Raw genomic sequence first — 15,176 nt, 5'->3', positions numbered from 1 at the left:
ATGCTTGCGAATCCGTCCTATCACATCCGTCTTTTAGAAGACGTGGACGGCGATGGTAAGTTTGAAAAAAATCAGATTTTCGCAAGAAATATCCCTTTCCCGAAGGGCGGAGTCTTCTATCAGGGCAGTTTATATGTTACCGAATCTCCGAACCTGATCCGCTACACCGATACCAATGATGATGGGATTTCGGATAAAAGAGAAGTAATACTGACCGGCTGGACGCTAAGCTCTAACGGTGCGACATTGGGTGGCCCGTTTTTCGGTCCTGACGGCTGGCTTTACATTACCGATGCACGCCGGGGATTTAATATTACTACCAAAGAACATAAAGTTTTAAAAGGAAAAAGTGCACGGATCTGGCGCTGCCGCCCGGATGGGACCGGTCTGGAACCTATGGCCGGAGGAGGCTTTGACAATTCCATTGAAATCGCTTTTATGCCCTCGGGTGAAACCATTGGTACGATGACTTACTTTATGGAACCGCAGGATGGACAAAGAGATGCACTCATGCACTGGGTTGAAGGAGGCGTTTATCCAAAACCTAATTCTGTGATAGAAGAGGACGGAATGAAACTGACCGGAGACTTAATGCCGGTAATGACGCGTATGCCCAGGGTAGCGCCTTCCGGAATTATGCGTTACAGGGGCAGTGGATTTGGAGCTGAATTTCAGAATAATTTGTTCAATGCAGAATTTAATACCGGACGTGTTATGCGTCATATTGTTTCAGCTGACGGCGCAACTTTTAAAACAACGGATGAGATTTTCATGAAATCTTTAAGCTCTGATTCTCATCCTACCGACGTGTTTGAAGATGCAGACGGCAGTATGCTTGTAGTCATTACAGGTGGCTGGTTTATTGAGGGTTGTCCTTTATCGCGGGTAGCTAAACCGAATGTAAAAGGAGGAATTTACCGCATCCGTAAAAACGGAACTGCCGAAGTAAAAGACGCCTGGGGGAAAAAACTTCAGCTTGAAAAGCAGAAACCAGAGGATCTTGCAAAATACCTGACAGATTCCCGCCCGGTCGTGCGCGACAATGCGATCGAACAATTAATACTGAGGGGAAATTCGGCAGTGAACCCGGTTCTGAAAGCGTTGCCAGGCATTAAAGATGAAGAGATGCGGGCCGCTGCTGTATTTGCTTTATCAAGAATTAATACGGCCGCAGCCTGGAAGGGTGTGCGCAGCGCGATGAATGACAAAAGCAGTGCCGTCAGGACAGCCGCGGTAAGGGTTTTGGGACTGGCAAAAGATACGGAATCTGTTGATAAACTAATGAGTATGGTGCAGAAAGATGCTGCGGCTGTCCGCCGTCAGGCAGCTACTGCTTTGGGGCAGATTGGAAATGCCAGAGCGGTGCCTGCGTTGCTGAATGCGGCATCCGGTAACAGCGACCGTTTTGTGCAGCATGCCATTATCCATTCATTGATCCTGCTAAAAAGCACGGGTCTGATGGTAAAAGCGCTGGATAGTCCTTCACCGCAAATGCGGATCGCAGCGCTGATTGGACTGGACCAAATGGATGGAAAACCGCTTCAAAAAAAATATCTGCCTGCCGTACTGGCAAGCAAGGATCCGGCGCTGAGAAGCACAGGGATCTGGATTGCCTCGCATCATCAGGAATGGACCGATATTGTGATTGACTTCCTGCAAAAAAGCCTTCGTGTAAGCGCTGTTTCTGATTCAGGCCCGGTTGAGGATCTGATGCTTGCTTTCATTAAGGAACCTGATTTACAGCAATTCATAGCCGCGCAGCTGGGTAATCCAAAGGCTGCTTCTGACAGAAAATTATTAATGCTGGATGTAATAGCAGGATGTTCATTAAAAGAATTGCCGGAGCCATGGATTACCGAAATGGGTAAGGAATTAAAAAGCAAAGATACAGCGGTTCGTTACAAGGTACTAGGGCTGATCGAGTCAAGACAAATAAAATCTTTCAATAACATTTTGAACGAAATTGTTCAGAATTCCGATACGCCAATAGACTTTCGGCTTAAAGCACTGAGTGCAAGGATCATGTCATCTCCGGCGCTTTCAGAAACAGAATTTCAACTTTTGTTAAAATATATCGGTCCTCAGTACGATTCTCCGGTAAGACAACTTGCGGTAAGGCTGTTGAATCATGCTGAGCTGAATGATAAGCAATTGACTGTCATCGCCCAAACTCAGATCGGTATAACCGATGCTTTTCTATTGCCTGCTTTAATGGAAACCTTTGAAGGAAACAGCAGTGAACAGGTGGGAAAGGAGCTGCTGACTGCCTTGCAGACTGGTAGGGTACGCCTGGATAATTTGTCGGAACCGGATTTTCAAAGACTGCTTAAAAACTTTCCGGCTTCGGTGCATGCCATGGCTGCACCGCTGATTACCAAGCTCAATGAACAACATGCAGAACGGTTATCCCACTTGCAAAAAATGGAAGCCCAGCTCAAAGGAGGTGACGTTGGCGAAGGCCGGAAATTGTTTTTTGGCAAAGCATCCTGCTATTCCTGTCATGCCGTGGGCGGGCAGGGAGGGCGCTTTGGCCCGGATCTGAACAACATTGGAGAGATACGTTCCAAACATGATATCCTGGAAGCAGTGGTATATCCAAGCGCCAGTTTTGCCAGGGAATATGAGACCTACCGGGTGGTCACAAAAACAACGGCTTACACCGGAATTATCAAAGAACAGTTACCTGAATCTATTGTGATAGAGGTCGGTCCCGCGCCTGGTTTACGGATTGCCCGTTCGGAGATCACAGCCATTGAGCCACAAACTTTATCAATGATGCCACCCGGCTTGGATCAGCAGTTAACGACCAGTGAAATGGCTAATCTGGCTGCTTTTCTGGAAGCGCTTCCTTACCGTTTGGATCGAATGATCAAGGCGCAGGAAAATAAATAATGCTAAATCCTCACGTTGCAAATTGGTGTTCAAATGAAAACAATAAACTTTCTGACGCTTGCCTTTCTGATTTCTTTGTTTTTGCCACAAACAAGCTGCATGGCCCAGTCTTCTGACAAAACCGTCAGGCTTTTTAACGGAAAAAATTTGAAAGGCTGGTATTCTTTCATTGAAAATCGTGGACGTAATCATGATGTTAAAAAAGTATTTACGGTTGAAAAAGGGCTGATCCATATTTCAGGAGAGGAATACGGAAGTATTATGACCAACAAAGAGTATGAAAATTACAGGCTGAAAGTAGAATTTAAATGGGGAGATAAAACCTATAAACCAAGAGCGGACAATGCACGCGATAATGGAATCCTTGTGCATTCAACAGGTCCCGATGGCGGCTTTCGCGGAATCTGGATGTATTCGATTGAATGCCAGATTATTGAAGGAGGTACAGGGGATTTTCTGGTGGTGGGAGACGGAACTGACAATTATTCGCTGACGGCATCTGTGGCTCCAAAAAAAGAAGGCGGGGGAAAAGTTTTCCAGCCGGCAGGTGAACCGCTGACTATTCACAGCGGGCGTATCGACTGGTTTGGAAGGGATCCGCAGTGGAAAGATATCAAGGGATTTGTAGGAGCCAGCGATATTGAAAAACCGGCTGGCGAATGGAATACAATGGAATGTGTTGCCGAAGGTGACAGGATTTCTATCTATGTGAACGGAATACTCGTTAATCAGGCTTCGCGTGTGGAACCTTCGAAAGGGCGTATACAGATCCAGTCGGAAGGAGCGGAAATGTATGTCAGAAAAGTAGAGCTGACACACTTGCAAGTGAAATAACATGCCGGAGATTTTATAAGGAACAAACTCATCTGAATAACAGAGCTTATGAAAAAAAATAAAGGCAAAAACCTGTTGAACCGCCGGGATGCCATTAAAATGGGATTGGGAACCGGGATATATTCACTTTCGTCTGCCAACACTGAGCTGACTAATCCGATTATTGTTGAAAACAAAAAGAAAGGTTCAACAGACTGGCAGCTTACCCGTGTACGTCCGGATCAGGATCATCACCGGACCAGTTTGATTGAAGGATATTGTTCCAAACAAAGTATAAATGCAGGAGACCAGCTTGATATTATGGTCTCTGCTGACCCGGCACAAGCATACAAAATAGATATTTACAGGACAGGTTATTACGGGGGAGCAGGCGCACGATTGGTAAAAACGATAGGTCCTTTGATTGGCAAATCTCAGCCGACTCCACAAACAGGAGAGAAAAATATCCATGAATGTGAATGGGAAGTATCTGCAAGTCTGAAAATTCCTGTTGACTGGTTAAGCGGTGTGTATCTTGGCAAACTAAAAACACTTCCTGAAAAAGCGGGTGAACCTTACTGGGAGAGTTATATCATATTTATTGTAAAAGATCAAAGGCCGGTAGATATTCTTTTTCAGTGCTCGGATAATACCTGGCAGGCTTACAACCGATGGCCAAATAATTATTCGATATACACCCATCCCAAAGGAACGCAAGGCCCATGGGCGGCTGTAAGTTTTGACCGGCCATATGGAAGACAATCACAATACAACGACATCGTTAATGATCCGCTGTCATTTGGATCCGGGGAATTTATCTCTTTTGAACGCCCTTTTTCTTATTTTTTGGAACAACACGGTTATGACGTTGCTTATTGTTCTAACAGTGATATGGTTACACCCGGCCGTGCTTTGAAAGCAAAAGCATTTTTAAGCGTAGGGCATGATGAATACTGGGACATACGTCAGTTCAGAAGTGTTGAAGAATTAAGGGAAAAAGGTGTAAACCTTTTGTTTTTCTCTGGTAATTCAGTTTGCTGGGTAAGTCCGTTTACAACAAGTAAAAGTGGAAATCCACTTGGCAGAATTTTCCGGGCAGGTCCTTATGGTGCCCAAAATAATTATGCTGTCAGCCGGGAAAAAGACCATGGTCCGTTCCCGGAAAGAGGGCCTGATGAAGGACTTTTAATGGGAGTTAGAAATGTTCAGCCAATTAATGGAGGAGGAGACTGGATTATTACAAAACCTGAACACTGGATTTTTAATAATACAGGAATTAAAAAAGGAGATTTTATACCAGGATTGATTGGTTGGGAATACCATGGGGATTCAGCCGATATTGCCGGCCTGGAAGTTGTTGCTGAAGGAATCGCCTGGATGGGCGGCAAGGTCCCTTCCAAATGGCAGTCTGTAATTTATCCCGGTCCCAAAGGTAATTTTATATTTAATGCATCTACTATATTCTGGGCGCAGGGTTTAAGCAGTCCTCCTGGCCATACCCTTCCATGGTCACATTATAATCGTCCGCATGGGCCTGATCCACGGATACAGCAAATCACGCATAATTTACTCAGGAAGGCGATTTTGTAACATGAGAAAACAACGGGAACAGAAAAAGTTAATCTTAAATCAGGAGGAACTACGCACTTTTCCGTTGTCATAAACAACTTTTATTCCTGGCTTTTCAACGGGTAATATTCCACCCAGTGCATCTCCCTTTTTTACTTTCACAATAACTCTTTTCAAAAATGCCAGTCCGGATATGTCAGCCAATACATCAACTGAATTACCATTGAAAGGGTCCACTATTTTTCCCCAACGCTGTCCTTTTTGTACGATCTCTCCCAGTTTAATTTCTGATATAAAAATTCCGTCGGCCGGAGCAGGCATTTTTCCTTGCAAATAACCACTGTTTGTTCGGTGATCTTCCACCCAGTAGCATTTTTCCATTGGCTGACTTTCAACAGGTTGGTCAATCATGCCCAAACTTTTTAGCAAATTTAAAAAACCATCCTTGTAAGCTCTTACTACCTCCCAACGTATGCCGCTGCCGCCACCATATTCGAGGTAAATCGCAGGAACACCTGCATCGCGTGCCACAGAAAGTGTTCTTCCATTGGGCCGGTAATCCGTTCCCCAAATAATAGGAAGGTCATAAGCCAGTGCCATCTGCCATTGTTTTTTAAGAATATCAGAGGAGGGATGAAGCATATAACCTGCCAGAGGAGCAATGTCATACATTAATCCGCCGGTATGCATATCAACAAAATAATCTGCTTCCCGGATCAGGCTGCTTATTTGAGCCGCTGCAATCTCAGAAACTGTCCCTTGCAAATTACCAGGACAAATACGGGCGAGATCCAATCCATCAGAACCATACCGTGTTGACGCTGAATAAGCACTTTCATTTACTGTCGTCACGATGGTAACGCTGCCATTAGTCAGGTTTCTGGGAAGTTCTTTGACTAAATCAAGAGCTGTCAGCATCGGTTCATATTCATCACCATGAACTCCGGCCGTAAGTAAAACGTTCGGGCCGTCAATACCAGATCTGATATGTTTTTTTCTAATAAAATGAATGTTTTTCTGCATAAGTATTTGCAAATGAGAAGGATTTCTGACTTAAAAGTAAAAATTTTGAACTCTCTATTGCAGGCAATATCCGGCTGGCAATTCTATGGTAAGTGCCAGCCGGAATATCATCTTTAACAAAAAATCAAGGGATAGGAATAGGAAATAACATTAATGAAATCTTTAACAACCAGGCCGTGTTTCAGCTCGTAACCAATCCGCTTACAGCAGCAATACGATCAAGAATATCCTGGACATCTTTTTCCTGCCATTGCGTATTGCCCATCCCCAAAGGCGGATTGGGAATACCAATGGCAATGCCATGTTTCATCTGCATCGCTTTTTGCAGGAACGTCCAGATATTGGGTAAAACGAAATTGATTATTTCCTGGAAAGTGAGCATAAAACGGTTGCCCAGCTCGAAATTTCCACCTATAAATGCTTTACGAACGTACTGACATTCTTCTCCCCACAAATTGAAAAAACTACCAATAGCACCTACGGTTCCGCACAAGGTCGCCTGACAAAATAATTCGTCCGCACCACTGAAAAGAATCAGATCATCACCGGCAAGAATATGCATCAGACTGATCTCGTAAAGGTTCTGTGTGGTCAGTTTCATCCCTTCAATATTAGGCAGGGCCAATATCTGATCAATGTAGTAACGTGCGTCACCACCAAAAACACTTTGATTCCCAACATGATATGGGAAAAAAGGTATATCGATCGATGAGCTGATCGCCCTGTAATGTGCCAGCGAGTTTTGTACACCACCCTGATAATAGATCGGGGCAACGGAAGAAATTCCATAAACACCAGCCTCTTGGGCTGCTTTGGCCAATCGCACGCATTCATGGGTGTTAAGTGCGCCAACCTGGGCAATAACAGGCAGGGAATTTCCGGCAATATTCATTACTTGCTTTGTAATTTCAATCCTGTCCTTTTCAGAGAAAAGTACGCCCTGGCCAGTAGAGCCCAGCAGGTAAATCCCATCGAGCTGCTGGTCGATGCAAAGCTGAACCATTTTTTCCAGTTCTCCGTATGCAGGGGCTCCTTGTGAATCTACCGGTGTTAAAAGTGCGGGCCAAAGGCCTCCGATTGCTAATTTACTACTCATACTATTGTTTGAATTATTTCAAAAAAATTATTTAACCGCCTTGATCAATTTTAATTGTAACCTGGATTCTGCACCAGTTTTGAGTTAAGGCTCATGGTCTGAAGCGTCAAAGGCCAAAGCAATAGATACTGGTTTGCCTCTTTTCCTTTTAATGAGGGTACCTTTTCAAATGCTTTGTTAAACCGGATCAAATCCCACCATCTTTTTCCTTCAAATGCAAGTTCGAAAAGTCTTTCCTGAAGAATTGCTTCATCATTTGCGGGCTGAGATCCATTTATAAATGTGTGTTTGCTAAATGCTTCACCATAAGCTCTCCGGCGCACTTTGTTAATTTCCGTTGACGGATCCTGGCCCAGGGCATTTTTTGCTTCTGCTTTTAAAAGCAGAAGATCTGCATAGCGGTAAATGATAATGTCATCCAAAAACTTGCGTACACCTCCGGTTACAAAACCTTTTCCTTTTAAAACGATGGAAGTGGAAAAAGTAGTGGCTCCATTTTTAGTCATATAAATTTCCAGAAAGCTAGCCTTTCTTCTACTATCATCTTCTGTAAATTGATTGCGTATAAGTGCCGTAGGCGCCCACCAGTTATTGCCTCCGCCCGCACCGATTGCAGCAATGATATCCGGTGTTATTCCGTCGCTGGCAGTAGGCGTTGAGGTATACATGTCGGCAAAGTAATTGTCACTTGCTTCCAGATCGGCAAAATGTGAGGCAAACAGAATCTCCTTATTTCCTTTATTGGTATAGGCAAATACGTCAGCAAAATTGTTTTGCAAAGCCAGATCGGATAATTCCGCCTCGTTAAGTGCTGCCAGAGCGGCTGTAAAATCAGCGTTGCCGCCATTTAAACGTTTGGCTGTCCACAGATAGACTTCCGCCTTTAACATATTGAGTGCCGGTTTGGACCAAAAGCTCCTGGTCGCATTAAAAGTGTTTCCCGGGTACAACGCGTTACCTTTAACGATATCACTCTTAATAAAAGTAAGAATTTCTTCGGCCGGAGATCTTAGCTTATAGGTTGTTACCGGGTCATATCCTTCAACAGGTTCGGTTATAATCGGCAAAGCTCCCCAGGTTCTGACCATCAAAAAATAAACATAAGCGCGCATCGAATAAGCCTGGGCGATCGTAGCATTTTTGGTGGCTTCGTTCTTGAAGCTGATCGCAGGCACATACTTGATGACAAGATTAGCATAGTTGACAACCCGGTAGAGCTGTAACCAGTTGCGGTCGGCATTACTTTGGGTCATTGAATTTTCAAAATATTTGATGCGGTAATCCGCATTGGCTGTACCGTTTCCCATCACTTCGCTTCGGGCTTCGCCAAGCAGGATCAGGTCGGTTCTTACGAATGTTCGAAACTGGTTGTACATTCCTACGAGCCCGCCCTGCGCATCTTCTTCGGTTTTCCAAAATGAATTAACCGATATGACACTTTCAGGTTTCAGATCAATCAGGTTGTTGCATGAAAATAGAGAGATTCCCACAACGAGCAGGTATATTTTATTTAAATTTTTCATATTCAGGACTTTATGATTAATTAAAATGAGGCTTTTATTCCTATCGTCAACACCCGTGGCACGGGATATCTTCCTCTGTCAAGTCCTCCTTCTTCTGGCGCCAGACCTGTATATCTTGTAAAATATTTAAGATTATTGCCCGTGAAATTTACTTTAAGACTACTAACACCAACCTTTTTAAGGAATTTCTGTGGAAGCGTATAGCTGAATGTGACTTCTCTTAATGCCAAATAATCCCCCTTTTCATAGTTTACAGAATTGCCAGCGCCATTATCCAGATTACGCGGATCACCACGCCAGTAATTGGACTGAGCTGCCTGGTCGGCCCAATAGTAACGTGGTACATCTGTTTTATCACCTTGTTTGAGCCATGATCTCAAAAGATCTGTTGTCCCATTCACATCGCCCTGGAACTGTGCGTTCATATTCGCCCTTACATAATTGTATATGGTATGGCCAAGCGTATAATCCATTCTTACATACAAACTCAGGCCCTTGAATGCCAATGTGCTTGATGCGCCTCCGGTCCATTTTGGATAAATATTTCCCATGTAAACACGGTCTTTGGTGTCAATGATTTTATTTTTATCAACATCCAGCCAGTTAACGTCTCCTCCGAATTTTCTCTTGTCAGTGCCTGCTACCAGCTCGTCGCGCGGACCAGCTGCGGCTTCTTCATCGGTTGCGTAGATTCCAATCTGCTTATATCCATACATGTTCCCGATGGCGCTGCCCTCCTGCAATCCACCTTTCCACACATAAGTGCCTGAGGCCGGATCATACACATTGAATCCTCCGATGCGGTTATTATCATTGGCGTTATCCGGAAGTTTAAGAATTTTGTTTTTGTTCTTTGAAGCGTTAAGTGACAGGATCCAGGTGAAATTGTCCGTTGAGATTAAACCGGATGAAATTTCCATTTCCAAACCTTTATTTTCCAGACTTCCCAGATTGGTAAGAATGCTGCTGAACCCAGTTTCTTCAGGCAGGGCCAGGGTAGTAATTAAATTTTGGGTATTGCGGCGGTAGTAATCCACAATCAACCGCAGACGATCTTTGAAAAGGCCGGCATCCAGACCGAAGTCCAGTGTTTTGGATTGTTCCCAGCGAAGTGCCGGGTTAGCCATGACGGAATATTCAACCCCTGCAAGGCCGTCATATCGTGCTCCAACTGTGTATTGTCCCTGAGCCTGAAAATCAGACAAATTACCCAGGTTACCATTAACCCCGTAACTTGCTCTCAGCTTCAGATTAGTAAGCGGAGAATCCTGAACCCAGAAGCTTTCATTATGAACATTCCAGCCTGCGGATATACCTGGGAAAAATCCCCATTTATTCTTATCGCCCAAATTGGATGCGCCGTCATAGCGTGCGGTAACCGCAAAAAGGTACTTACGGTTATAGTCATACGTTAGCCTTCCAAAGAAGCCTAAAATGGCCTGGGAAGTCGCCGAGCTGGAAACGCTTACGGGCGTGGCAGAAGCATTCAATGTGGAAATCAGGTCTGTGGCCGCACCTCTTCCCGAAGCATCGAGTGAGCGGTTTTGTCTGTCAAAATAGGATAGTCCGGTTTTAACCTGAAAATTGTGCGCGTTAATAAATGATTTTGTATAGCTCAGAGTCGCATCCATTTGCTTTTGATCTGCTTTGGCATAAGATGAGCTGGCGTCTCTGGAATCTACAAACTGGACCGGAGTATTGAAATACGACTTTTGAAACGCATTGCTGTCGGTGACTTTGTAAATAAGCGATACAACCGGTTCAAAAATCAGATTGGGCAGGATTTCCCAGTTTAGTCCTCCTGAAACGGTTATAATGTTTACCTGATTATTGTTTTTTGTTCTGCCCATGTAATATTCAGGATTACCCTGGCTCTTATTTTGCCCCGGAGCCAGGCTGCCATCCTCGTATTTATATTTTGCCGTAGGAGGAAGACCTATCGAACGTTCAAACATTTCACTTTCACTGTAAACTGAATTATTTCCAAAGCGGCTCAGATTGAGCCCGGCATATACAAACATTTTGCGGTTGACCTGAAGCTTGCCGTTCATGTTGGCCGTAAACCTGTTATAATTGGTTTTAATGGCTATCCCGTCAATTTTTGTGTAGCCCGCACCCATATTAAAGGTGGCCTTCTCATTTCCTCCTGAAAAACTCAGATAATGGTCCTGTGTTACGCCCCTCCGGAAGAGTACCTTCTGCCAGTCTGTTTGATCGAAAATAATAGTTTTGGATGGGTTAAGAGGGTCGGGCATGCTTTGCCATCCTTCATCAAGTTTATGCTTGTTAACATCTGATAAGTATTGCGTGGTGTAGGCCGTGTTATTAGTCAGGTCATTGCCGATTCCCTGTCCGTTGGCACCCGACAACCAGGATAAACGTTCCGGATGCTTTTCTCCAATAGCCGCCACTCCCAGACGTCCGTAATAGATATAGTCCCTGGCTGAGAGTGTATTGTATGTATCTCTCAGGCTGGTAAAACCCAGTGAATAACTGTAATTAATGCGGGTCTTGCCGGCTACTCCTTTCTTTAGGGCGACGATCACCACGCCGTTTGAAGCCCGGGCACCATAAATGGCTGTGGCGGCAGCGTCTTTCAGCACCTGCATGGATTCAATATCCAAAGCGTTGATCCCATCCATGTCTGACCTGAGCATACCGTCAATGACATACAATGGCGCCGCACCATTGGGGTTGTTGATTGAGGCCCCGCCGCGGACGATCACACGTGGCGAAACGCCAGGCTGGCCTGATGTTGTCTGAACTCTCACACCTGAAACTGTTCCCTGTAAAGCGGAGGCTGCATTAGCAAAGGTTGTATTCTCCAGAACCTTGGGATCCAGTTTTGTGATCGAGGTAGTCAATGTTGATCGGGACTGGGTTCCATATCCAACCACAACCGCTTCATCCAGACTGGCTGCATCGGCGGCCAGCAAAACATTAATCTCCGATTGTGAGCCGACTTCCAACTGATGTGTTTTGTATCCGACAAAACTAAATATCAGAGTTTGCTTTGGCGAGGCGGCGATTGTGAACATACCCTGTGCGTCCGTATTAATACCAATCTGTGTGCCTTTCACAACGACTGTAACAAAGGGCATTGGGGAATTGTCCTCGGATGAGCTAACAGTTCCGTGTACGGTTTGCTGGGCCGTGACCTGGGTGCCTGAGATCAAAATGTAAATTGAAATTAATGTTGGTAAATAGAACTTTCGCATCGATTTAATGTAATTAAAAGTTTAGACGATAATCATTTTGCACTAAGATTTTTTGATTTAAGCAAATAATCTTCTTAATTTCATTTGTAGGACAAATTTATTAATAGTATTTTATTATTAATGGTTTTGTCTGAAAATAAATTTTTTTGTTACTGATTTCTGCGGTAAATGCTATATTGCGTCAACTTAGTGCAAATCAGAGTATGTCAGAAGTGAAACACAATACATTAGAACCATTGGGAAGCCTGTCGATGACCGACAGGGTTGAGAATATCCTGAGAGAATACTTTAAGGAAAACGGTCTTATACCTGGGGATTCACTACCAAATGAGATGGAAATTTCTCAGAAGCTGAATGTTGGCAGAAATGTGGTACGCGAAGCCCTGAGCCGCTTACGTATGCTGGGAATGATCGAGACCCGTCCGCGCAGAGGCATGATCATGGCGCAGCCTGACCTGTTGGCAGGAATTGAAAAGGTGCTTAACCCTCTTTTGTTAAGTCAGGATAATCTGAAAGATATTTTTGAGCTTCGCCTGATTTTGGAAATGGGGATTTCCGAGTTTCTTTTTGCCCGTAAAACGGATAAGAATCTCAATGAGCTGGAAGCTGTCGTTTCAAAGCAAAAGGACGCTGTTGTTGTTTCCAGAGAGGAAGAAGTGGCCTTTCATGGAAAATTATATGAGATGACTGGAAATGATACTTTCAAAAGGTTCCAGAATTTGCTAATGCCGGTTTTTGAGCATGTTTTTACAGAATATTATAATAAAGGAATACATCACAATATTCCTAACCCAGTGACACATCACGATTTGTTTATCTGTTTAAAACAAGGCACTCCGGACGAATTCCGCAAGGCCATGTATAAACATCTGGAAGTTTATTTTGACACAATTACCGGTAGATAAGGGTTAAACTGTCAGGCAGCCTTGATGTCCTGGGGAATCTTCATAGGTGTTTTGGGTTTCAATTATTACATGTTAACTTCTAGTGTTCTATTACTGTTGCGGTTCTATAAAAGATCACCAGGCTATTAAACAAATACCCTTGAAAGGGCAAGGTACGCTCCGGCCTAGATTTTAGGATGGATTCAAAGTACCATTAAAGGCGGGAGCTTGGTTCAGAAAGTCTCTCAATTATAACACATTTGAATTCCTGTTGTGGAGTTGGAAAATCCCGCCTCTAGTTTATCCATTTTAGCCTAACATTGTTTCTGTAACTCAAAAGTAGCCGCAGGTAATTAAAGGTGCAATGATCAGATAAAACTATCAACATTCAGGATTAACCAGATGCTTTGCTTATTATTTAGCTAAGCATTGCCAGCGCGCTTCTTTCCAAACAATTTGGTGCATTGCTTTATTACAAAGATGTAAAGAGAAATTTCAGATGTTTAAAGATTGCTTGAATGTTTTTCCCAAAATAACAAGTCAAAAAGAATAGCAAAACTAGCGGCCTGACTGTGACAGCTGGTTAAAAGCGGCCAAAAGTGTTCGGCATAATGACGGCCTAATTACTCTGGAAGGATGATAGCAATTTAATGGACGTCAACCCCTCGGGTACTTATTCCGCATGCAACGAATTTAAAAATCTGCTGGACAAAAACCTACTTGTAATCAGAAGCACGACGGGGCCGTCCGGCGGCAGAAAAGGGAATTGCTGGGATAATGCATTTGCAGAAAGTTTTTTCAAAACTTTAAAAGCAGAGTGTGTTTACCAAAACAAGTTCATAAATAAGCAGCAAGCGGGAATTATTATTTTTGAATACATTGAAATCTGGTATAACAGAAAAAGGCTTCATTCATCTCTTGGGTCAATATCTCCGAAAGAATTTGAAGAGTTTTTAAACAAGCAGAAAATTGCGGCTTAACTTTTTGTCCTCTTTATTATTGCAATTCCATCTATGCGATAGTACATTTTACCGGTGCCAAATCTGGAAGTGTCTCGGAGAAATAAAGGGGATATTGGAAACAGGGGAGATCTTCATTTTATGATTCAACACCACAAAATTTAAAATTTAACAGGGAATCTTACCTATCATGAATAGGTTTAAACACCTTTTTGATAAAAATGTTGGTAAAATGAATTGCCCGATTTAAAATTCTTACGTGGTCTGACAATCCGCGCCATTTCAAACTTGAGTGTGGCGGCAGATACAGTTGAAAGCACAACCGGAATTATGCTTAGGCGAGCCTCAAGTTTATTCAGATGGTTAAGAAAAATATTACTAGCAAGAAGGTGCCCGACACTTTTTAGTATTTGCTGACAGTAACAAATTATATGCTATCTTTACTATGGGTCACTTAAAAATTGGTACAATGCGGGTTAAATAGCTTTTGTATGCTGGAAAATGGGATTTTGAAAGAATTAATTGAAGGAGACAAAGACGCTTTTACGAATCTTTACTTTAAGTATAGCGGCCAGATATACTCCAATATTCTACGTTTGACCAAATGTGAAGAGACCTCTCAGGAAATTTTGCAAGAGCTTTTTTTAAAAGTTTGGGAAAAACGTGCGCAGATAGATCTCACAAAACCATTTAAAGCATATCTGTTTACAATCGCTCAAAATCTGATGTATGACCATTTTCGCAAAGTGGCCAGGGACAAAATATTAACTGAGAACCTGGTTCATTCAGCCGCCATATATTACCGTCCTTCCGAAGAGAGCGGAGTATTTGAGGAAAGGCTCGAATGCGTCAATAAGGCCATCGAACAGTTACCCGCCGTACGCAAGCAGGTTTTTAAACTATGCAAAATAGAAGGTAAAAGTTACGAAGAGATCGCTTCGCTCCTCGAAATTTCCACTTCCACGATCAGCGACCACATCGTTAAAGCAAACCGCGCGATCAGGAAATATCTTCAGATGCATGGCGATGTAGCAATTTCGCTCTTTATCTGGATTCTGATAGATCTATCGTAAATTCAGCTATCCTTTAACCGTTGATTTTTTTTTCCCAACAGAACTTCGTACTGTCACTTTCCAGTTGAATGAAATTTAATTTTTTTTTCACTCCACAGCAGAGGATAATATTTTACCAAGCGTATT

Annotated in this window: 9 protein-coding genes and 1 pseudogene; 6 read left to right on the top strand and 4 right to left on the bottom strand. The window is 43.3% G+C overall.

Annotated features, from left to right (window positions below):
• The 3 genes from FDK13_RS25375 to FDK13_RS25365 all read left to right on the top strand — a co-directional run.
• A partial coding sequence (locus FDK13_RS25375) for a DUF7133 domain-containing protein (protein WP_137342814.1) occupies positions 1-2,892 on the top strand: 2,892 nt, incomplete at its 5' end.
• 33 nt (positions 2,893-2,925) lie between these two features.
• Entirely contained in the window at positions 2,926-3,726 is an 801-nt protein-coding gene (locus FDK13_RS25370) for a 3-keto-disaccharide hydrolase (protein ID WP_137342813.1), read from the top strand.
• Positions 3,727-3,774: 48 nt separating this feature from the next.
• Entirely contained in the window at positions 3,775-5,295 is a 1,521-nt protein-coding gene (locus tag FDK13_RS25365) for a N,N-dimethylformamidase beta subunit family domain-containing protein (protein WP_137342812.1), read from the top strand.
• 39 nt (positions 5,296-5,334) lie between these two features.
• On the opposite strand, the gene FDK13_RS25360 is transcribed toward FDK13_RS25365, so the two are convergent.
• From FDK13_RS25360 to FDK13_RS25345, 4 genes are all read right to left on the bottom strand, one after another.
• Positions 5,335-6,297, bottom strand: a complete 963-nt coding sequence (locus FDK13_RS25360; RefSeq protein ID WP_137342811.1) for a succinylglutamate desuccinylase/aspartoacylase family protein — start codon at positions 6,295-6,297, stop codon at positions 5,335-5,337.
• Between the two features lie 181 nt (positions 6,298-6,478).
• Positions 6,479-7,393, bottom strand: coding sequence for a dihydrodipicolinate synthase family protein (locus tag FDK13_RS25355; RefSeq protein ID WP_137342810.1), 915 nt, complete (start codon positions 7,391-7,393; stop codon positions 6,479-6,481).
• A gap of 50 nt (positions 7,394-7,443) precedes the next feature.
• Positions 7,444-8,916 (bottom strand): RagB/SusD family nutrient uptake outer membrane protein, encoded by a 1,473-nt coding sequence (locus FDK13_RS25350; RefSeq protein WP_137342809.1) that lies wholly within the window; start codon positions 8,914-8,916, stop codon positions 7,444-7,446.
• Positions 8,917-8,936: 20 nt separating this feature from the next.
• Positions 8,937-12,134 carry a SusC/RagA family TonB-linked outer membrane protein gene (locus FDK13_RS25345; RefSeq protein ID WP_137342808.1) on the bottom strand — a complete coding sequence of 1,066 codons (3,198 nt, stop codon included), beginning with the start codon at positions 12,132-12,134 and terminating at the stop codon, positions 8,937-8,939.
• A 203-nt stretch (positions 12,135-12,337) separates the two neighbouring features.
• Between FDK13_RS25345 and FDK13_RS25340 the strand changes: the two genes are divergently transcribed.
• The 3 genes and pseudogenes from FDK13_RS25340 to FDK13_RS25330 all read left to right on the top strand — a co-directional run bounded on the left by FDK13_RS25340 (position 12,338) and on the right by FDK13_RS25330 (position 15,050).
• The gene (locus tag FDK13_RS25340; protein ID WP_137342807.1) at positions 12,338-13,039 is read left to right on the top strand and encodes a FadR/GntR family transcriptional regulator; all 702 of its coding nucleotides are present in this window, start codon (positions 12,338-12,340) and stop codon (positions 13,037-13,039) included.
• 725 nt (positions 13,040-13,764) lie between these two features.
• A pseudogene (locus tag FDK13_RS25335) lies at positions 13,765-13,998 on the top strand (IS3 family transposase); the annotation flags it as partial.
• A gap of 470 nt (positions 13,999-14,468) precedes the next feature.
• The gene (locus tag FDK13_RS25330; RefSeq protein ID WP_137342805.1) at positions 14,469-15,050 is read left to right on the top strand and encodes an RNA polymerase sigma factor; all 582 of its coding nucleotides are present in this window, start codon (positions 14,469-14,471) and stop codon (positions 15,048-15,050) included.
• Positions 15,051-15,176 lie beyond the last annotated feature (126 nt).

This window comes from Dyadobacter frigoris (assembly GCF_005280585.1).
GTDB classification, from domain to species: domain Bacteria; phylum Bacteroidota; class Bacteroidia; order Cytophagales; family Spirosomataceae; genus Dyadobacter; species Dyadobacter frigoris.
This window is presented reverse-complemented; position numbering and strand designations above follow the sequence as displayed.

What these genes read in the sequence shown, in the direction of transcription:
- FDK13_RS25370 (WP_137342813.1), top strand. Translation starts at nt 2,926, where the DNA reads ATGAAAACAATAAACTTTCTGACGCTTGCCTTTCTGATTTCTTTGTTT.
- FDK13_RS25365 (WP_137342812.1), top strand. Translation starts at nt 3,775, where the DNA reads ATGAAAAAAAATAAAGGCAAAAACCTGTTGAACCGCCGGGATGCCATT.
- FDK13_RS25355 (WP_137342810.1), bottom strand. Translation starts at nt 7,393, where the DNA reads ATGAGTAGTAAATTAGCAATCGGAGGCCTTTGGCCCGCACTTTTAACA.
- FDK13_RS25360 (WP_137342811.1), bottom strand. Translation starts at nt 6,297, where the DNA reads ATGCAGAAAAACATTCATTTTATTAGAAAAAAACATATCAGATCTGGT.
- FDK13_RS25340 (WP_137342807.1), top strand. Translation starts at nt 12,338, where the DNA reads ATGTCAGAAGTGAAACACAATACATTAGAACCATTGGGAAGCCTGTCG.
- FDK13_RS25330 (WP_137342805.1), top strand. Translation starts at nt 14,469, where the DNA reads ATGCTGGAAAATGGGATTTTGAAAGAATTAATTGAAGGAGACAAAGAC.
- FDK13_RS25345 (WP_137342808.1), bottom strand. Translation starts at nt 12,134, where the DNA reads ATGCGAAAGTTCTATTTACCAACATTAATTTCAATTTACATTTTGATC.
- FDK13_RS25350 (WP_137342809.1), bottom strand. Translation starts at nt 8,916, where the DNA reads ATGAAAAATTTAAATAAAATATACCTGCTCGTTGTGGGAATCTCTCTA.